Raw genomic sequence first — 19716 nt, 5'->3', positions numbered from 1 at the left:
CATTGGGATTTGACTAAGGGTAGAGAAAATATGAATTTACAATGATTTTTTTCGCTCGGAATGTTGTGATTTTATTGGGCTTGTTGCTATTATCCTAACTCAACAGTCAAACGGCCCTGTCGAAACACGAAGTGGTTCCGAACACTTATCATCCAGGTCTGTCATAAATACAAAGAGAATCAATGAGGGCGTAGCTCAGTTGGTAGAGCAACGGACTTTTAATCCGTAGGTCCAGGGTTCAAGTCCCTGCGCCCTCATTCTTTTCTTACCTTCTTAAAAATGACTTCCTTTCATTTGACAGCCCTTTACTTATTCAGCTTCCCAGGAAATGCTGCATAACTCGGTATTTGGTGCTAATATTCAACAATGTTCAAAGATTTGACTCCTCGGAGCGCATCGAATTGAACAATGCTAGAATCGGGAATTTATCGAGATATACTCAATAAAGCAATCTGCTTGACAAAAACATCGAATAATAATCGAAGTGCAAAAGAATCATGGGATGAATAAGAATCGTATTCATATTTGCAGAGATTTCATGAGAGGCTATGGAAGCCGACGAGAGACGAGAAGACGCGATTGTTAAAGAACCTTTTCAAGGGTAGCGGGGTTGTTGTTATCACACTTGGGAAAGATCATTTCTTAGGTGATAACATTCGGAGGCTTAGTCCAAAAGTGAAGTACCATCGGATTACTTCCCAGAGTATTTGGACTGAATTTGGTGAAAAGTGAATTGCAAACGGGTTGCAGTGCCGAAGCGTAAAGAGATTATGGAAGATTAGTCTGTACTTTCTGGTAGAGCGGTGTCATGAATGATCAGCCAGATAAAACCAACGAGGGATCGATTTTTAGGAATACCTGTATTCAGATAGTTTAGTTGGATTGGGATTAATGGCGTACAAAAAATGGAACTCTAACGGACACATCATTGAACTAGAGCATGGATGGTGGTCAGGTAGAGCAAAGGTGATCGTCGATGGCCAATTAGAATTTACAAGACCTTCACCATTTTTTCTTCAAGATTTTGGGTTTGCACATAGGTTTGAAATTGACGGAGATCTCTATATTGTCTGTGTGATTTGCCAATTATTCAAATTTCAGTACAAACTTCTCGAAAACGACGATGCAAAAACTCAGTTGATTCCATTTGGCTACACCTCGAACTTCCAGTGGTTCAATCGATTGTACTTTTAATTTCATTAGTATTTCTAATTGCCTGCCTTTTTACAGTCATCGACTGATTTGCCAATTCGATTAGTCCTCTAAAGCCGGTTTCGGCGACAGAGCAAAAGGCTAAGCTAGTAGCTACAGTGCTGAGGCAGAGAGCAAATGAGTTACATTTCGAACTGGGGTAAAACATATGAAGATGTTTAATTGGTTTGATATTAGTGAATGCTTTGCTCAATTTAAAGGTGTCTATGACCTGCAGGAGTTATTTGAAATAACAATAGATTATAGTTTTGCTCCATGGGAAACAAACTGGCTTTTACCTCAATGTATTACTGAAGATAATTTTGAAGTGAATATCGCATTAATTGAAAAAAAATGGGCCAAACACTTTGTTGAAGGTTTAGTATCAAGTATTCGAGTAGGTGCTTTTAAAGACGTTTCTCCATATGCTAACAGTGAATGGTTTTCACATGTTGTTGAAAACGGGAAGTTTGACTCCCATTTCCTGGAAGGTATTAGAGTTCTGAAAAATAAATTCGCAGATGAAAAATGGGATTCGTACGACACTATTTCAGAACAGAGATAGTGCTGGGGAAGCGGAATTTAGATAAACTTAGAGGTTTTTATGACCGCTATTACTTCAAAAGAACAGGCAACTGAATACGCTATCGACTATTTAGAAAAGAAGGAATATGAATATGCCAAATGTATAAAGACAATCAAACTACCTCGGGATCAAAATGCACTATGGGCCGACTTAATAGAAGGTGATTACAATATTCAAAATGATTTATGGCAAGTTTTTTTTCATCAATAGGGAGCTTAAGCCAGGGTCCATATGCACAGCAAATAATTTTCATGTTTTCGTGAAAGTGAACATGGTAATTGTGGAGTATTCTTTGGTATGTAGAGAATAAGTCTTGCATTCTACATTTACTATATCTACTAGATAAGCCGCCCTGATTAGGGCGGCTTTGTTTATTTAAGAAATCACCATTCGCGCAGTTCTTCGACGAGTTTGTAAACATCGTCGATTTTGTATTTCTTTCCAATCTTTTGAAAGAATTCAATCAGCAAATCACGTTCAACCGTGTCAATGCATTCTTCTTCCGCATCCAGCCGATTGAGGGCTGTAATACAGTCGGTCACCAATCGTACTGGCTCGATGCCAGAGCCCTTTGCGTCGCCAAGATCCTTTACTAATGATCTCAAGATGTCAGCCACCAATGAGGCGCCGGGCTGTTCCAAGGGGTCTAAGGAGTGGAACTTCTTAATAATACCATCTGGTGTGAGAGGCTTTTTGCGTTTTTGATAGGCTTGCTCCATCGCTTCTAAAATATCGATCTCACTTTCCGCAGCTGGTCTTGGAACACCATCCCACTGAGCTTGCATGATACGTTGATACAAGATGTATTCCCATTGCGCCATGCTGCCGAGGGCAAGCTGATCTTCTCCCTCTGCTGGTTTGACATTGCCGATTTTCTCGAACTCGGGGATAATCGTCATGGGAGTCCAAAATGCTAACGGTTCATTGTCAAATGAGTGATGCGTTAATATTGGAATATCGTAAACTTTCTGATCGTCCAGCGAGGGGGGATTCGCGCCTAAGTACTCAGACCCTACGACCAGCACAGTCACCGGCTTTGCTTTCACGGCGACAACACGGCTTGCTGTGAATCCCCAATTACCCAATGAGACTGAAAACACATCGCCACATTCAGGCAAACTCTTCAGGCTTCTCGCTTTTTTGCTCACCTCATCTCCTTGCTCATCCATCCGTCAACTCAGCTCGTCACAACGTTAATGTTAGGAGCCATTTTGTAGCCTACCAAATCCATCCTCATGTTCAACCATCAAGTATAAAAGCGAATCGTAAAATGTTGCATAAATCTCCTACTTTTTAACCGTGGGATGTCCTGTATTGCTTGGTTAAATCAGGTGCTAAGAGTTGAACCTAGCATTTTCGCTTGTATACTAATGATTTGTATATTCTAAATTAGGAGTTAAGCTCACTACAATAATGCACCAACCAGTTAGCATATTTATTCATGGCAAATCCTCACGTTTTTATTAGCTCAACCTGCTACGATCTTTCCCAAGTTCGTGATGCACTTGTCGACTTCATTGAATCATATGGATTTGTTCCCGTCTTGAGCGATCGGGGCGATGTCTTTTACCACCCTGATATACATACTCACGACAGTTGTCTTAATGAAGTAGGTAACTGTGATCTCTTTATTCTGATTATAGGAGGTCGATTCGGCGGTGCTTATCGCGCTGATCCCGAAAAATCGATTGTCAATGCTGAGTATTATGCTGCTCGAAAAAACAACATACCAGTTTTTAGTTTTGTCAAAAGTGATGTTCACTCTAACCATCACGTCTTTTCAAATAACAAAGGAAAAAAGTCGCTAGTTGATATCAAATTTCCATCGATCGAAAATAACGAGCATGCTGCAAAAATTTTCAATTTTATTGACGAAGTGCGTCGCTCCGATGAAAATAATGCCTACTTTTCATTTGAATTTGCTCGAGACATTGTGGATTTGCTCCGAAAACAATGGTCTGGTATGTTTTTCGAATTCCTTCATCAACGAAAAATTAACGAGCAACTCAATACCACAACGAACTTGCTAACCAATATCTCAGAAGCAAGTAATAAGGTTGAAGAATTGGTCAAGAACCTCTATCGACATATTGATAAATCCGGTGACGCTGAATCTGAGATTAAAGCGCTTGAAGATCAAATAGATGCGAAGAAATTTTTTAGAATTCTTGAAGATTTGATGCGTTATAGCAAACAGGATCGTAAGATTTCCACTTCAGTAGATCCAAGTAGCTTCGAGAATTGGTATGATTATTTTGCTGCAGCAACAGACGGTATTATCACAAAAAAACAAAATGGAGACATCGCATTAGACTGGCCTACGGGCATGGGTGTTATTGTTCATTTGGAAAAACCTATACGAAAAAATGACGAGTACACTAAACAGAAGAAAAGATTTAAAGTTGTTAAATCAATGAAGCGAAATTTGGTTGATGCATTAATCAACAAAGATTATTAGACAGTATTCAATAATATCACTGCTTTAAGAACTGGTGAAGAATTGGTACCAAAGCTAGCTTCCACATATCACTAAGCAATTTGGTCAGGAAGATTCCCCAAACTAGGTATTGTTCTTACTCTTGAACATGCTCAAGAGTCAAATATATTCTATTCTCTTCTTTGCCTTCTTCGTGTTCCATTACTGTGTATCTTTCATGTTCTATAACTGCATATTTTTGCTTATGTCTCAATTCAGGATACTTTTCTAAAGTCTCTGCCGAAAGTAGTGGACCACCAATATACATAAATGCTTGTCCTACTCTTCCATTGGATGTTACGAAGTAAGCAGTCCCGGCAATATTGGGATCTACTCCATCAGGTAAACCTGTAGTGTCGATCGCGCCGTCAGGTGCTTCTGTTCCAGTATGGGTCCCTTCAAATGGGCCCCCTTTAAATGTGGCGACGATTACAGGTGCTGATGAATTCATCTGTTGTCCCTTTCTAAATTATCATGTCTACTACGTAAACTACTACGTAAACCTGCCTCCGCATATCTGTCAAAGGGCATTCTAGCACATGTCACAGAGAGTAACAAATCTTGTTAAACTCTTAGCATCCTGTGACTATCCCGTGAGTGTATTTTGATTAAAAGTTATGGCGTGGATTTTAATCCGTAGGTCTAGGGTTCAAGTCCCTGTGCCCTCATTCTCTTACTTCTTTAACTGCAATAGCTTGCGACTCATTGCCACTCTCTGAATTATCGCCGTTTTCAGGAATGCTACGTAAGCCCGCCTCAGCGTTTCTAATGTCTGCTGCAACCTCCTCTGTATCTCTGACAACATAGAATTTCATTGTTGTTTCCATGCTTTCATGTCGCATAAGCTGCATTAGAGTTGCTGGCATCACTTTAGAAGCCCACCATTCACCAAACGACCTCCGAAAGTCGTGAGCAGAGACGTATTTTGTCTTAATCTCTCCCGTAGTTTCGTCACTCCCGTAGTTTCGTCAATTGATTCATTAACAACGACACTGGCTTTATGGGTCATTCAACATGGCCAAAAACTGTTCCAACTTTCTCAGAGGCACTCTTTGCCATGCCCGTTACAACTTCAGTTTCATAGCGTTCTCTGAAGTCTGACCAGTCAGCCTTGACGATGCGGTAGTATGGCCCCTCGTTGAGATCCTTTTCCGTCTGGCCTGCAATCCGTTCCGCATCACGTTTGATATTAGTCTTTGTGCTTTGCCATCGCTCCCGACCAGTCTCAGGATTAATCCACCGCATCTGGGTAAACTTGCTGTTACTTCGTTTGGTCAAGAAAACTTTTGTTACTGCCACTGCTTCAACTCTCCATTAATGTGGTTCATTTCCAAATGGCAATTTTAGTCGTCTTTAACTTCACCGCATCACAGGCGATCCTCTGCGATTCTGAGAGGTGTTGAAATTTGCTCTTACTTTTTTGCTTTAATTGTTTAAACTGTGGTTGTTAGAAATTTGTCCTTTGAGGTAGCTCATATGTCTGAAAAAAAGAGATGGAAAATTCTTCGTTTTCTGGGCTATGCCATTCCTATTTTGTCAGTGGTCTATGTATTGAGCATTGGCCCTGTTCTCGCTTTTATAATTGCGTCAGGCAACATGAGACACTGCACTGATTATGGTCTAGCTGGAACGCTCTACACTCCCATTCTTCTGACGATGAATAAGAGTGCCTTTATCACTAACTTAGTAAATGAATATATGTTGTTATGCTCTCGTTTTTTTTAGACGCTTGTCTAACTATCAAGGGTTCTAGAGGTTGTTCAAATGTCTGAAAAGAAACAATCAAAGCTCCTTCGATTTGCATATTATACGATCCCATTTTTGCTAGTGGTTTATGTTTTGAGCATTGGCCCTGCCGCTGCTTTTTTGGTCAACTCAAAGGGATCGCTTGAATATCCTGTGTACAAAATCCAGTTCGAAATTTTTTATGCTCCTGTGTTTATTGTGGCATCTAGCAATCAATGGCTAGCACCGTTAGCCATTGAATACGTTGACTTTTGGAAAAGAAAAATACTTTTTTAACACTTTCTTAGTGTTTTGAACTCGCGAATGTAATTCTCATGTCTGAAGTTAAAGAATCAAAATTCATTAAGTATACATGTTATGCTGTCCCAATACTGTTAGTGCTTTATGTACTGAGTATTGGGCCTGCTGCTGCTTTTTTATGTGATTCAGATGGGCGCGTTAAAAACCCTGAACATGAAGCGTTGGTATTCACGTTTTATACTCCTCTGATTTATGTCGCAACAAGCAATAAATTCTTACTGAATGCTTATGTCTCGTACGTTAATCTTTGGAATGACTCAAATACCAGCGTCGAATAACGATAGCCACGGAGGTCGGTCATATGCCTGAAAAAAAGAGATGGAAGCTTATTTATGTTCTGGGGTATGTGATCCCGATATTATTAGTGGTTTATGTTTTGAGTATTGGTCCTTCATATGCGATAGTCACAAACTCATTTTGGACTTCAATTAATGAGTCCAAGCCTCCTGATAAAATAATTAACCTTGGATCTTTTGAATCTTTTTATGCTCCCATAATATGGATTGAAGATAAAAACCAACGCATTAATAAGCTGCTTTTAGACTACAAGCGTTATTGTTTTAAAAAGATGTATCCGGAATATTTCTCCGGTGGTTGCGGCTATAGTCGTGGTTATTCTCATTAAGCATTCTCCCGCCTGACACTTCACCAGACAGGAGAAACCTAGACTATTTACAGCTTGAAACAGTTGTTGGCATCAACATTCGCTTGCGTACTTCCAAACCATGATGTTTGAGAATATCAACTGCACTTTTCTGCCACGTTAAAAAACAGAACTCAAATAGGACAATTCCCCTAAACATGCCTGGGGAAATTCCCCATCTATGGTACTTACAGTTTCTGATTCGAGGAACGAAGTATGAAGTTTCTGTTATTAATTTCCACATCCCATCTCTCAATCTTGAGTCTATAGACGGTAGGATCAGTGAAAGTTAGAATCGATGAGAAGTAGTTTTATCATCTATTATGAGCAGGAAAAGAGGCCTCTATGGAGACGCAACAGCTTCGACAAATCTTGATGGAACTACGATTTACCGCTGGACTGTCAGAGGAAGAGCAGCAGAAGCTGGCTCGTATTTCACGTGCGCAAGACTTTCCCAAAGGTACGACTATTTTTACAGAGGGTAGCGCGCACAAAGACATCTATGTAATACGAACTGGTCGCGTCGAAATCTGCATGAGCATACCGGCCCGTGGATGTTTACCTGTTTTAACGCTCGAATCAGGCGATCTGGTTGGCTGGTCATCTATTTTAAAACTGGGAGAAATGACGGCCACAGTCGTAGCCTTGGAAGACACACAAACAATTGCCATTGATGCAGCAAGTTTGAGAACGCTTTGTGACGAGGATCATGATATTGGCTATCAAATCATGCATCGCATTGCCACTGCCCTTTCCCAGCGACTTGTAGCCTCTCGCTTACAGGTGCTCGATATGTTTGGTCTCGAGTTATTTGATGATGTCGATTCTTACGAAAATAGCTCGAGAGGGACAGCAGAATGAATGAAGCAATGCAGACTGCAAGTCCCCGATCTTGTTTTCTTTCAATCGATCAGTTTGCGAATTTATTCGAAGTGCTGCATGCTTTAGATTACGAAGTCATAGGTCCCACACTAGATCAGGAAGCGATTGTGTATGATCGAGTGACTTCGGTTGAAGATTTGCCACGCGGATGGACGGACATTCAAGAGCCGGGAAAATATCGATTAGAGCAACGCGACGACGATGCCTTATTTGGCTACGTAGTTGGTCCTCATTCCTGGAAACAAAATTTATTTCCGCCTGTCAGCACATTATCCACCGCTGATCGAACAGACGAGGGTTGGCAGTTTACTGAAGTAGAACAGGAGTTACCCAAATATGCGTTTCTGGGAGTACGCGCATGTGAATTGGCGGCTCTCAAAATTCAGGATCGTGTGTTTATGGAAGGCCCGTATGTTGACCCGAATTATCAGGGACGTCGTCTTCAAGCATTAGTCATCGCCGTGAACTGCACACAGGCAGCATCGACTTGCTTTTGCACCTCCATGAATACCGGCCCCCGTTGTACGGCTGGCTATGATCTGGCGCTCACGGAGTTACCCGATGGCTTCGTTGTCGAAGTGGCCACCCCACTTGGTGAAACCGTCATCGATGCTCTGGAGACTCAGATTGCCACGGACGAAAATCAACGGCAGGCTGAAGCCGCACGGCAACAAGCAGTTGATCAGATCACACGAGAATTCGATACCACGGATATTCGAGACTTATTACTGACCAATTTAGAACATCCACAATGGAATGATGTCGCGGAACGGTGTCTTTCCTGTACCAACTGTACGATGGTTTGCCCGACCTGCTTTTGCAGTTCCGTGGAAGAAGTCAGTGACCTGACGGGCGATCATGTCGAAAGACAACGTCAATGGGATTCGTGCTTTAACGTTGACTTCAGTTATATGAACGGTGGATTGGTACGGAATAGTATTCGAAACCGGTATCGCCAGTGGATGACTCATAAACTGGCAACCTGGATCGACCAGTTCGGAACGTCAGGTTGTGTTGGCTGCGGCCGTTGTATCACCTGGTGCCCCGTCGGCATTGATCTGACAGATGAAGTTGCCGCCATTCGAGAAAGCCAGACATGAATTCCACTTGTTCAACAACAGGAGAAAACAGCATTACGCAAGCCAATTCCTGGGTACCGCATACGGCGGTGATTCGTGAAGTCACACGTGAAGTCAACGAAGTCAGTACCTATCATCTGGCGCTATCTGATCCTGCGCTTGCCAAAGCATACCGTTTCCAACCAGGGCAATTCAATATGTTGTACGTGCCAGGCGCGGGTGAGTCGGCGATTTCAATGAGTGGCGATCCTGATTCACCTGAAACTCTGGCACATACGATTCGTTTTGCGGGAAATGTGACACGGAGTATCGCAACCATGGAAGTGGGTGATACCTTGGGACTCAGAGGCCCCTTTGGTACGAGTTGGCCTTTGGAAACGTGTGTCGGCAAAGATGTCATTCTGGTAGCAGGAGGTATTGGATTACCACCGCTTCGTCCGCTCATTCATCGTTTGCTGGCTGAGCGACATCAATTCGGACAACTGAATTTACTCTACGGTGCACGATCTCCCGATATGCGGCTTTACACCAAAGAATATCGTGACTGGTCTGAAAAAGGTCTGTTGATTAAAGAAACGGTCGATCGAAAAAACCTCGGTTGGCAGGGTAATGTCGGAGTGGTATCCATGTTGTTGGAACGCTTAGAACCGTTCGACCCTGCTCAGTCGATACTCATGATTTGTGGACCGGAACTGATGATGCGGTTTACCGCCAGAGCAGCAATGCAACGCGGAATGACACACGAACAAATCTGGGTTTCCACAGAACGAAACATGCAATGTGCGATCGGCCTGTGTGGACATTGCCAATTGGGTCCGGAATTTATTTGCAAGGATGGGCCGATTTTTCGCTACGATCAGATTTCGCCTTATTTAATCGTGGAGGGACTCTAATCGTGGGAAAACCAAAACTCGGTGTGTTTAAATTTGCGTCCTGCGATGGTTGCCAGTTATCGCTGCTGGACGCCGAAGATCAACTGCTTGCCGTTGCGGAAGTTATTGACATCGTCCATTTCCCTGAAGCAAGCAGCCGACTGGAATCGGGTCCCTATGATATTGCCCTGATCGAAGGTTCCATCACAACCCCACACGATGCAGAGCGAATTCAGCAAATCCGCCGCGACTCGAAGTTTTTGATGACAATCGGCGCCTGTGCGACTGCAGGTGGAATCCAGGCACTACGCAACGGCGCTGATACCACTGAATTTATGCAAGCCGTCTACGCAACCCCGGAATACATTCAGGTTTTAGACCAATCAACAGCTATTGCTGAACATGTGAAAGTCGATTTTGAGTTACGTGGTTGTCCCATCAATCAGTATCAGTTAATCGAAGTCATTCAGTCATTATTGGCAGGCCGAACTCCACGCACCCCCAAACATAGTGTTTGTCTCGATTGTAAACGCCGTGGAACAGTCTGCGTGACCGTCGCTCAGGGGATCGCCTGCCTGGGACCTGTCACGCAGTCTGGCTGTGATGCAATTTGCCCCAGTTATCACCGGGGTTGTTATGGCTGTTATGGCCCTGCCGCTCAGCCAAATCTGGTAAGTTTGAGCACACAAACACTCAAAGCAGGAGATTCGCCAGCAGAAGCTGCTCACAGACTGCAAAACTTTAACGTCTCTGCACCTGCTTTTCATCAAGAGAGCCAGCGGTTAACGGATCAGGCCAGGGAGCAGAACTGATGGGCAACCGCACAATTAAAGTTGAAACATTAACACGCGTCGAAGGCGAAGGCGGTCTCTATATTCGTTTGAATGGAGAGGCCGTTGACGAAGTCCGATTAGAAATTTATGAACCGCCGCGCCTGTTCGAAGCATTATTACGCGGTCGGCCTCTGGAAGATGTTCCCGATATTACGGCGCGGATCTGCGGAATCTGCCCGGTTGCCTATCAGATGAGTAGTGTGCATGCTTTAGAAGCCGCTTTGGAAGTGACGGTTTCACCTGAGATCCGACGTCTACGACGATTACTATATTGTGGTGAATGGATCGAAAGTCACGGTTTACATATGCATTTACTGCATGCACCCGATTTTCTGGGATTTGACAGTGGACTGGAAATGGCGAAACAGTTCCCGGAGGAAGTCAATCGGGGGCTGCGTTTGAAAAAACATGGTAATCAATTAGTCGATATGCTGGGAGGGCGGGCCATTCACCCCATCAATGTTTGTGTTGGTGGTTTTTATCGCCTGCCAACACGAAAAGAAGTCCAAAAATTGATTCCCGATTTTGAGTGGGGCTTGAATGCCGCCATTGAGACAACACGCTGGGTTGCCAGTTTTGATTTTCCTGACTTCGAATCCCCTGATTGCGAATACATCTCACTTTCGCATCCTGATGAATATCCGATGAATGCAGGAGTCATGAAAACCAGTAGTGGTGACACGATCGATGTCGCCAATTATGAAGCAGAATTTGAAGAACTGCAGGTTCCGCATTCCACGGCCTTACATGCGATTCGAAAGTCGACAGGACGTCCCTATTTACTGGGCCCCTTAGCGCGCATCAATCTGAATCGGGATAGACTCTCTCCCTCCGCACAAAAACTGGCAGACGAAATCAAGCTGGAGCCCGTGTGTTGTAATCCACATAAAGCAATTATTGCGCGGGGACTGGAGATCATTCATGCTTACGAAGAAGCGTTAATGATCCTGCGAGATCAACCACTAAAAGGGAAGTCACGTGAGTCGTACGAGTATCAAGCTGGTAAGGGAATGTCTGCAACCGAGGCACCGCGCGGAACCCTCTTTCATCGGTATATTGTTGATAAAGATGGTAAGATCGTTGAAGCATCCATTGTTCCGCCGACTTCACAAAACCAAGCTCAAATTGAAGCAGATTTGAAGCAATGGATCTCGCACGTCATCAGTAAAGATGAACGGGAAACAGCCCGAAAGTGTGAAAACCTGGTCCGTGCGTATGATCCCTGCATTAGTTGTTCCACTCATTTTCTGAATGTCAAAATTGAACGTACTTAATTCAATTTACGAAAGTCTGACTGTGATGAAGCATCAATCCCAGATTTTGGTCATAGGCATCGGCAGCCCCCACGGTGATGATCAAGTCGGTTGGGAGATTGCTAAGCAGATTCAAGATAGAGACAGCAAGTTCGTTGACGTCCGTCTGGCGCGAACACCCGATGATTTACTGGACTGGCTGGAGGGAATAAAACAATTGGTAATTTGCGATGCCTGCCAGGGTGCGGGAGACGTTGGTACTCACCACCATTGGAAATGGCCCTCTGATCAACTGGAAACCATGACATGGTCGGGAACACATCATGTTTCGTTACCCTCTGTTCTCGCATTGGCCGAACAACTGGGCCGACTTCCCACTTTGGTTCAAATTTGGGGTGTCGAAATCGAACAGACACAGCCTGGCGACTCAATGTCTGAATCAGTGAAGGCAGGAACAACAGTGGTTGCTAAAACAATCTGTCAAGATTTATCGATCCCCACAAAAAAGTCGGAGACCCAACATGCATGAACGGTCTCTAATCCGGAGTTTATTACGGCAAGTGGGGCAAATCGTTGTAGCAGAAGGCGGCGGCCAAGTCACCGAAATTCGCGTACAGGTGGGTGATTTGTCTGGTGTGGAACCACTTTTATTTCAGATGGCGTTTGACGACATGGTTCCTGCTCTGTTTTCTTCCGACTGCCGTTTGGCACTCGAAATGGTACCTGTCACCGCGGTTTGTAGTGAATGTAAGCATCAGTTTGAAATCGTTGATTTTCAGTTTCGCTGTCCTAAATGTCAGACGAACTTGGTGCAAGTCATTCAGGGAGACGAAGTGAAATTAATCAGCGTTTCCATTAATTCGAACAATTCAATCGAAGGAGTCGCATCATGAACCAGCGCACGATTGTTGTACAACGAGATGTGCAATCTGATCAGAAAGCGGATGCTGCTGCAGAACGAGAGAGACTGGGACGCCGAGGGACACTGGTCGTCAATCTACTCTCCTCGCCAGGCGCGGGAAAAACGACCTTACTGGAAGCAACAGCGCGGCATTTTGCTGACAGGCGCAGTATCGCTGTGCTGGTAGGTGATCTTGAAACGGATCGCGATGCACAACGTTTGTCGCCTCTCATGCCAGTAGCACAGTTAACCACAGGGGGAGCCTGTCATCTGGAATTACCACTTGTGCAGCGCGGACTGAAGGCGCTGGGCGATCCTGAAGTCGATTTTCTATTTATTGAAAATGTGGGCAATTTGGTTTGCCCGGCTTCACACGATCTGGCAGAACACTTGCGCATCGTACTGATTAGCACGACGGAGGGAGACGATAAACCAGGCAAATATCCGAAAATGTTCCGTACCAGTCAGGCGATGGTGATTACAAAACTTGACTTACTGCCGCACGTTCCCTTTTCAGTAGAAGCGGTGACAGAAGATGCCCATCGTATTCAGCCCCAGTTGAAAGTCTTAACGAATTGTGCTTTGAATGGTTCTGGTATTGAGAACTGGTGTAATTTTCTGGAAGAACAACATCAACAGCAATTGGCGATATATCATGAACCGGCAGGCAATCGCTAATCAAGAAAAATCAACAGTAGCCGTGCAATTCACTTTAAGCGGTCGTGTCCAGGGAGTCGGTCTGCGCCCCTCGATAGCTCGTTGGGCTCAAGAATTGAATTTAGCCGGTCAGATCAGTAATACAACGCAAGGTGTCAAACTGATTGTCGAAGGGCCTGCAGATGTTGTACAACGGTTTGAAAATGAACTAGACACTCATTTGCCGAACGGAGCTTGCCTTAAAAAAAGTGAACGAACTCACCTGAAGACGAGTGCGTTAACCAGATTTGAGATTATCGAGAGCGAAACAGAAGGCCCTCTTTCGACGCAAGTCCCCCCCGATATCGCCGTTTGTGAGGAGTGTCTTTCTGAAATCGCAATACCCGAAGACCGCCGTTTTCATTACCCGATCACAAGCTGCACAAACTGTGGTCCCCGCTATTCGATCATTAAATCAATGCCTTATGAACGGTCACAAACCAGTATGTCTGATTTTGCCCTGTGCCACTGTTGCGAAACAGAGTACCAGTCTCCTTATGATCGACGGTTTCATGCACAAACCAACGCCTGCCCGGAATGTGGGCCCCATATCTGGTGCACCGATGCGAAGGGGCGAGTAATTGCCTGTCAGAATCAAGCAATCAAAGCTGCGGCAACCGCGTTAGAGCAGGGGCAAATTATTGCAATGCGTGGATTGGGTGGCTACCAATTTCTCGTAGATGCGACCTCAGAAGACGCCGTTAGAAAACTACGACAGCGAAAACAGCGTTATGGGAAGCCATTGGCCGTGATGGTGAGTTCGCTGGTAGAAGCTGAAACGCTGGTCTATCTGGATGGAGCCGAACGATCTGAACTCACCAGCCCCGCCGCTCCGATTGTCCTGTTACAATCACGCTGTGATTCCAACCTGGCAAATAGTATCAATCCAGGCTTGGATACATTAGGGCTCATGCTACCGACAACTCCTCTTCATTGGTTGTTGCTACAACAGTGCTCCTTCCCGTTAGTCGTCACCAGCGCAAATCGGGAGGGAGAACCGTTAGCTTATCAGAGGGAAAATATCAGTACAGAACTAAAATCGATAGCCGATCTTTGGATGGAGCATGATCGCCCCATTACCCGTCCGATTGATGATAGCGTGGTGAGATGCATCGCGGGACGAAGCGTGACAATTCGCTTAGCTCGTGGCTTAGCGCCCCTGCCCCTCGAACTGGAAAGCAGCGTCTCTCAAATCGCATTAGGCGGACATCAGAAAACTGCGTTGGCACTTTGTAACAGTCGTCAAACTATTCTCGGTCCTCACATCGGCGATTTGGACAGTTTAGCGTCCTGCGAACGGTATCAAGAGCAACTACAGTCATTGAAACAACTTTACGGCGTCTCACAAAGTTCATTTATCTGTGACGCCCATCCGAATTATTTCACTTCACAATGGGCGGCTCGCGAATCAGTTTCACTGGAAACGGTGCGGCATCATCATGCCCATATTGTTGCAGGCATGCTGGAACAGGGTTGGTTAGATCGCCAGGTTTTGGGTGTGGCCTTTGATGGCACTGGCTGGGGCGATGATAGCACGATCTGGGGGGGAGAATTTTTGTTATCGACCGCTACCAACTATACCAGAGTGGCGCACTTGAGACCGTTTCATTTGCCCGGCGGAGAACGTGCTATACGCGAACCGTGGCGCATCGCTGTCTCATTGGTCACACAGGCTGCTGGTATGGACGTTGCTTCCCGTTTGAAACTAAACAGAGAACAGATAAAACCGCTACTGAAAATCATCAAGTCAAAGCGACTTTCACCTCTAACGACCAGTGCCGGTCGTCTGTTTGATGGCGTTGCAGCCCTGGTACTGGGAATAGAACACTCTGATTTTGAAGGACAGGCGGCAATGTCACTGGAAGCGGTCTGCGATCAATCTGAAACGGGATGTTATGAGATTCCATTACAAGGAAGCAAACCCATTCAACTTGACTGGCGGCCGCTGATCTCACAGATTTTAAGAGACCGTGATAAAGGCATACCTCCGGCAGTGATGGCAATGCGATTTCATCGTGGGTTGGCGCGAGCGGTCGCTCTTCTCTGTCGTCAGTTTGTCCCCCTACCCGTTGTTCTGGGAGGGGGCGTCTTTCAGAACCGCTGTCTGGTTGAGTTATTGTTAGAAGAATTCGCACGAAATAGACAACCACTCGGATTGCCAGGTACAATTCCTCCTAATGATGGTGGCTTGGCGGCAGGTCAACTTACTGTGGCCATTTCTCGCAGAAATCGGAAAGGGCAGACCCATGTGCTTAGGAATTCCCGGTAAGGTCGTTCGCTGGATTGAACGAGAGGGGGCGTTTGCACAAGCGGAAGTGGAATTTGAAGGAATTCGACGCCTTGTCCATATGGCATGTGTCACTGAAGCGGAACTGGGGGATTATGTTGTTGTGCATGCCGGAATTGCCATCAGCCGCATCAATCCGATTGAGGCCGAGCGTATCTTTGAAACACTTTCCCAATGGGGTGAAGACGAAGGCTGGCACACGGGGTTGTCGCAAGATAGAGAGGCATCACAATGAAATATCTTGACGAATACCGCGATCCCCAAACAGCACAACTTTTGTTAGATGAAATTCGCAGAATCACAACCCGTCATTGGACTTTGATGGAAGTCTGCGGCGGTCAGACACATAGTCTCCTCAGGCACGGTATCGCTGCAGAGTTGGAAGGAACCGTAGAACTGATTCATGGACCGGGTTGTCCCGTCTGTGTGACAGATCAGGCAGCTATCGATTTTGCCTGTCAACTAGCACATCGTGAGGAGATCGTTCTGGCCAGTTTTGGTGACATGTTGCGTGTGCCTGGTAGTCATGGATCACTACTGGATGCTCAGGCGACGGGAGCCCATATCCAAATTGTCTATTCTCCCTCGGATGCGGTAGAATTGGCGCGGAAGCATCCTGAAACAGAGTTTGTGTTCTTTGCTGTGGGATTTGAAACAACAGCGCCTGCAACTGCTTTGGCAGTCAAACAGGCGGCCCGTTATCAATTAGAGAATTTTAGTCTGATTGTTTCGCACGTGCGCGTGCAACCTGCGATGGAATCACTGGTACAAGCACCTGATAATCGCGTACAAGCATTTCTAGCAGCGGGACATGTTTGTACTGTCATGGGATATGAATCGTATGAATCATTTGTGAATCAATACCAACTGCCCGTTGTGGTAACTGGTTTCGAACCACTGGATTTACTGGATGGAATTCTGGCTTGTGTCAAACAACTTGAAGCAAACGAGGCAATGCTTGAGAATCGCTATGCGCGTACGGTACAAGCAGCCGGAAATCGGGCAGCGCAAGATCTGGTACAGGAAATCTATCAAGTTTGTGATCGGGCATGGCGTGGTTTTGGTGTCATACCTAAAGGAGGATTAGAACTGCGTCCCGAGTGGCAACAGTTTGATGCTCTATTGCGATTTAATAAACCAGAGATTCCAGTCATCAAACGTGATGAGTGCCAGAGTTTCGAAGTCATGACGGGCCAAATCAAGCCCCCCGAGTGTCCTCATTTCGGAAAGCATTGTACGCCTGAGTCACCTTTGGGAGCCCCTATGGTCTCGTCTGAAGGAGCGTGTGCCGCCTATTACCGTTATGGTGTCACAACCACTCCCTAACCGAACTATAGATGGATTCATCATGCAGGAAAGTTTGTAATTAACATGTCAAGTAACAACAATCCAGCCTCCTGGCAGTTGAACTGCTCCGTTTCCATACCAAAGAACGCCGAATTTGTGACTCTGGCTCATGGTGAAGGAGGACGGCTCTCACGAAAACTGATTCAAGAGCATATTTTAGCTTCTCTGAATAATGAGTATCTCATCGCCCTCAATGATGCGGCTCAGCTCCCCAAAATCGAAGGACCATTGGCGTTAACGACAGACAGTTTTGTCGTCTCACCTCTGTTTTTTCCAGGAGGTGATATCGGCTCACTCGCGGTTTTTGGTACTGTCAATGACCTGACTGTCAGTGGCGCAAAACCTCTCTGGCTTACACTTTCCTTGATCCTAGAAGAGGGATTTCCGCTAGCGATTCTAGATCGTATTCTGGAAAGTATTGCTCGGGCTGCACAAGAAACGTGTATTAAGATTGTTGCCGGCGATACGAAGGTCGTTCCCCGCGGCGCCGCAGACGGACTATTTATTAATACGACTGGGGTGGGAGAACTCATCACGCCGATCCCATCCGGTCCGGAAACTTTGCAGGTAGATGACGAATTGATCATCAGCGGCTCAATTGGTCGACATGGAATTGCGGTATTGGCAGCACGCGAAGAACTCGGATTGGAACCGCTGCCTCTCAGTGATTGCGGTTCACTACTACAGTCCGTTGAACGATTACAAAGTGGAATCGGTGATCAAATACGTTGTATGCGAGATGCAACCCGAGGTGGAGTCGCCGCAGTTCTACATGAATGGGCTGAAGCCAGCGAATTGACCCTGAGTATTGAAGAACGAAATGTTCCCGTTTCACCGGAAGTTCGCGGAGTCTGTGAATTACTGGGGCTTGACCCACTCCATATGGCTAATGAAGGTACCATGGTCATCGCCGTCAAACCAGGGGCAGGCGCAGCTGCCGTTGAAATACTAAAGTCAATTCCAGAAACCGCTACGGCACAACAGATTGGTATTGTGAAATCCCGAGGTATCACCCCGGTCACAATTCGTCGCACACTTGGTTCGGAACAACCATTAGACGATCCATTGGGAAGTCCACTCCCGAGAATCTGTTAATATCAATCAAGAATCGTTACCGGTGATGCTCAAGGTGGAGGTCTCAACTCCGATCAATTGTAAATCTAAGGTTCATGATCTGCGAAGTATCACGTAACTCTCGTTCGTGATCACTCTTGTGAACCAGTTGCGAGTAATACTTTTCCATTGCATCCAGAATATCACATCGACTGACAATACCGAGTAGCTCCCCTTCCTGCACAACTGGTAAATGGCGTAGATGGTGACTTGTAAAAATAGAAACAATCGCGAAGAGTTCTGTGTCAGGAGTAATACAGATGGGATGGGATGTCATAATAGTTTTAGCGGACTGTTGAGGGCTGGGATTTCCAAAATAGATTTCTTTGGAAAGGGCAGACAAACAGTCTTTTTCAGACACGAAACCCACCAAATATTTTTTTTCGTTACGCATTTCTACAACAGGTGCATTTGAAACATGGTGTTTGAGTAAAATTCGAACCACTTGAGTAAGCGGCATCTCCGGAGTGACAACTTCAACGTAACTTGTCATAAAATCCTTGGCATGTGGTGATGATTTTAGTTCATTCATTGCTTGAAACTCCTGTAATGATTTTCTTGTTCAGGAAATGATACAATACTTAATGTTTCATTTTCATTATGAATTGCGTTACGAATCTTTCAGTGCTTCAAACCCGGTGACGACATCGAGCAATTCTTCTGTGATGGAGGTCTGTCTTTGTTGGTTGTATTCAGATTGCAGGTTCACGAGTCGCTCTTTGATATTGCGTTCTGCGGCCTGCATGGAAGCGATCCGACTGGCGTTTTCTCCTGCCAGTGATTCAGCACACGCGCGAAATAATGAAACAAACAGATACTGTCGAATGAGCCGTGATAATAATACACTGCGATTCATCGTAAACATGGGGAGTGTTTGCGAAGACCATTTTCTCTTTTTATGGTGAAAAATACATGCTGGATCGATAGGCAACAGTTGCAACATATGCGGCTTATATGTTGACGCAGATACCCGCCGATTATAAGAAATATAAATACGATCCAAGCTTTTCTCTCTCCGCCAATGATCAATACGCGCCAGAATATCAATTACCAGTGGTGCAATGCCTGTAGCAGACCCCGGTAGTGAAAAAGTAAAATCGATATTCGCTCCCAAATCCAATAATTTACTCGAAATCCGTGAGCCTATAGCCATCCAGGCAAAGTACTTGCCTTTGTCAGTGTTGTTTAAAAAATGCTCCCATGCATGGGAACCGATCTGCTCATTGAATTGTCCGCACATACCCTGGTCAGACCCAAAAATAATGATACCTGTTGCACCATCGGCTTTCAGCCCTCGCAAACGCGACTCCAATGGACTATCCCAGAGCACCATTTTGAGCCCCAGCTCAACTGTTTCTGAAAAGTCTGTCAGTGAATCTACAGCCTGTTCGTATTGACGTATACTGACTGCGGCAAGTGTCTTCATCGTGCGAACTACTGATTCGAGATCTCTAGTACTATCAATACTTCGTTTTAATGATTCAAAGTCTTGCATCTTATTTTACTGGTTC

The 19716-nt window shown here is 45.2% G+C and carries 23 protein-coding genes and 1 tRNA gene; 18 read left to right on the top strand and 6 right to left on the bottom strand.

The genetic code is table 11. The features are described from left to right. Positions 1–184: 184 nt before the first annotated feature. The 3 genes from V144x_RS12910 to V144x_RS12895 all read left to right on the top strand — a co-directional run bounded on the left by V144x_RS12910 (position 185) and on the right by V144x_RS12895 (position 1987). Positions 185–257, top strand: a tRNA-Lys gene (locus tag V144x_RS12910). 1103 nt (positions 258–1360) lie between these two features. Beyond that, entirely contained in the window at positions 1361–1756 is a 396-nt protein-coding gene (locus tag V144x_RS12900) for a hypothetical protein (protein WP_144985566.1), read from the top strand. Between the two features lie 39 nt (positions 1757–1795). Further along, positions 1796–1987 (top strand): hypothetical protein, encoded by a 192-nt coding sequence (locus tag V144x_RS12895; protein ID WP_144985565.1) that lies wholly within the window; start codon positions 1796–1798, stop codon positions 1985–1987. A 173-nt stretch (positions 1988–2160) separates the two neighbouring features. On the opposite strand, the gene V144x_RS12890 is transcribed toward V144x_RS12895, so the two are convergent. After that, positions 2161–2925, bottom strand: coding sequence for a hypothetical protein (locus V144x_RS12890; protein ID WP_144985564.1), 765 nt, complete (start codon positions 2923–2925; stop codon positions 2161–2163). A 293-nt stretch (positions 2926–3218) separates the two neighbouring features. Between V144x_RS12890 and V144x_RS12885 the strand changes: the two genes are divergently transcribed. Next, the gene (locus V144x_RS12885; RefSeq protein ID WP_144985563.1) at positions 3219–4235 is read left to right on the top strand and encodes a DUF4062 domain-containing protein; all 1017 of its coding nucleotides are present in this window, start codon (positions 3219–3221) and stop codon (positions 4233–4235) included. A gap of 115 nt (positions 4236–4350) precedes the next feature. On the opposite strand, the gene V144x_RS12880 is transcribed toward V144x_RS12885, so the two are convergent. From V144x_RS12880 to V144x_RS12875, 3 genes are all read right to left on the bottom strand, one after another. Then, positions 4351–4704 (bottom strand): hypothetical protein, encoded by a 354-nt coding sequence (locus V144x_RS12880; RefSeq protein ID WP_144985562.1) that lies wholly within the window; start codon positions 4702–4704, stop codon positions 4351–4353. A 214-nt stretch (positions 4705–4918) separates the two neighbouring features. Beyond that, entirely contained in the window at positions 4919–5068 is a 150-nt protein-coding gene (locus tag V144x_RS28380) for a hypothetical protein (protein WP_197998906.1), read from the bottom strand. Between the two features lie 190 nt (positions 5069–5258). Then, positions 5259–5552 (bottom strand): hypothetical protein, encoded by a 294-nt coding sequence (locus V144x_RS12875; RefSeq protein WP_144985561.1) that lies wholly within the window; start codon positions 5550–5552, stop codon positions 5259–5261. 465 nt (positions 5553–6017) lie between these two features. Between V144x_RS12875 and V144x_RS12870 the strand changes: the two genes are divergently transcribed. From V144x_RS12870 to hypE, 14 genes are all read left to right on the top strand, one after another. Next, positions 6018–6275 (top strand): hypothetical protein, encoded by a 258-nt coding sequence (locus V144x_RS12870; RefSeq protein WP_144985560.1) that lies wholly within the window; start codon positions 6018–6020, stop codon positions 6273–6275. Between the two features lie 325 nt (positions 6276–6600). After that, a complete protein-coding gene (locus V144x_RS12865) occupies positions 6601–6924 on the top strand; it encodes a hypothetical protein (RefSeq protein ID WP_144985559.1) in 324 nt (107 codons plus the stop codon). 363 nt (positions 6925–7287) lie between these two features. Next, complete coding sequence (locus V144x_RS12860) at positions 7288–7803, top strand: cyclic nucleotide-binding domain-containing protein (protein ID WP_144985558.1); 516 nt, start codon at positions 7288–7290, stop codon at positions 7801–7803. Further along, positions 7800–8924, top strand: coding sequence for a 4Fe-4S dicluster domain-containing protein (locus tag V144x_RS12855; RefSeq protein ID WP_144985557.1), 1125 nt, complete (start codon positions 7800–7802; stop codon positions 8922–8924). Before V144x_RS12860 ends, V144x_RS12855 begins: the two co-directional genes overlap by 4 nt. Next, entirely contained in the window at positions 8921–9796 is an 876-nt protein-coding gene (locus V144x_RS12850; RefSeq protein WP_144985556.1) for an FAD/NAD(P)-binding protein, read from the top strand. Before V144x_RS12855 ends, V144x_RS12850 begins: the two co-directional genes overlap by 4 nt. A 2-nt stretch (positions 9797–9798) precedes the next feature. Continuing rightward, positions 9799–10587, top strand: coding sequence for an NADH-quinone oxidoreductase subunit B family protein (locus V144x_RS12845; protein WP_197998905.1), 789 nt, complete (start codon positions 9799–9801; stop codon positions 10585–10587). Beyond that, positions 10587–11882 (top strand): Ni/Fe hydrogenase subunit alpha, encoded by a 1296-nt coding sequence (locus tag V144x_RS12840; RefSeq protein ID WP_144985554.1) that lies wholly within the window; start codon positions 10587–10589, stop codon positions 11880–11882. The genes V144x_RS12845 and V144x_RS12840 overlap by 1 nt, the downstream gene beginning before the upstream one ends. Before the next feature lie 25 nt (positions 11883–11907). Continuing rightward, positions 11908–12390, top strand: a complete 483-nt coding sequence (locus V144x_RS12835) for a hydrogenase maturation protease (protein ID WP_197998904.1) — start codon at positions 11908–11910, stop codon at positions 12388–12390. After that, on the top strand, positions 12383–12754 hold the full coding sequence (locus V144x_RS12830) for a hydrogenase maturation nickel metallochaperone HypA/HybF (protein ID WP_144985552.1): 372 nt from the start codon (positions 12383–12385) through the stop codon (positions 12752–12754). Before V144x_RS12835 ends, V144x_RS12830 begins: the two co-directional genes overlap by 8 nt. Beyond that, complete coding sequence (hypB, locus tag V144x_RS12825) at positions 12751–13440, top strand: hydrogenase nickel incorporation protein HypB (protein ID WP_144985551.1); 690 nt, start codon at positions 12751–12753, stop codon at positions 13438–13440. Before V144x_RS12830 ends, hypB begins: the two co-directional genes overlap by 4 nt. Further along, positions 13418–15727 carry a carbamoyltransferase HypF gene (gene hypF / locus V144x_RS12820; RefSeq protein WP_197998903.1) on the top strand — a complete coding sequence of 770 codons (2310 nt, stop codon included), beginning with the start codon at positions 13418–13420 and terminating at the stop codon, positions 15725–15727. Before hypB ends, hypF begins: the two co-directional genes overlap by 23 nt. Next, complete coding sequence (locus tag V144x_RS12815; protein WP_144985549.1) at positions 15705–15980, top strand: HypC/HybG/HupF family hydrogenase formation chaperone; 276 nt, start codon at positions 15705–15707, stop codon at positions 15978–15980. Before hypF ends, V144x_RS12815 begins: the two co-directional genes overlap by 23 nt. Next, the gene (gene hypD, locus V144x_RS12810; protein WP_144985548.1) at positions 15977–17071 is read left to right on the top strand and encodes a hydrogenase formation protein HypD; all 1095 of its coding nucleotides are present in this window, start codon (positions 15977–15979) and stop codon (positions 17069–17071) included. Before V144x_RS12815 ends, hypD begins: the two co-directional genes overlap by 4 nt. A gap of 45 nt (positions 17072–17116) precedes the next feature. Continuing rightward, positions 17117–18187 carry a hydrogenase expression/formation protein HypE gene (gene hypE, locus V144x_RS12805; protein ID WP_144985547.1) on the top strand — a complete coding sequence of 357 codons (1071 nt, stop codon included), beginning with the start codon at positions 17117–17119 and terminating at the stop codon, positions 18185–18187. A gap of 43 nt (positions 18188–18230) precedes the next feature. On the opposite strand, the gene V144x_RS12800 is transcribed toward hypE, so the two are convergent. Both V144x_RS12800 and V144x_RS12795 read right to left on the bottom strand, forming a co-directional pair. Beyond that, the gene (locus tag V144x_RS12800) at positions 18231–18737 is read right to left on the bottom strand and encodes a CBS domain-containing protein (RefSeq protein ID WP_144985546.1); all 507 of its coding nucleotides are present in this window, start codon (positions 18735–18737) and stop codon (positions 18231–18233) included. Between the two features lie 78 nt (positions 18738–18815). After that, positions 18816–19700, bottom strand: a complete 885-nt coding sequence (locus V144x_RS12795; RefSeq protein WP_144985545.1) for a F0F1 ATP synthase subunit gamma — start codon at positions 19698–19700, stop codon at positions 18816–18818. Positions 19701–19716: the final 16 nt, after the last annotated feature.

Origin of the sequence: Gimesia aquarii (genome assembly GCF_007748195.1) — a bacterium.
GTDB lineage: Bacteria > Planctomycetota > Planctomycetia > Planctomycetales > Planctomycetaceae > Gimesia > Gimesia aquarii.
This window is presented reverse-complemented; position numbering and strand designations above follow the sequence as displayed.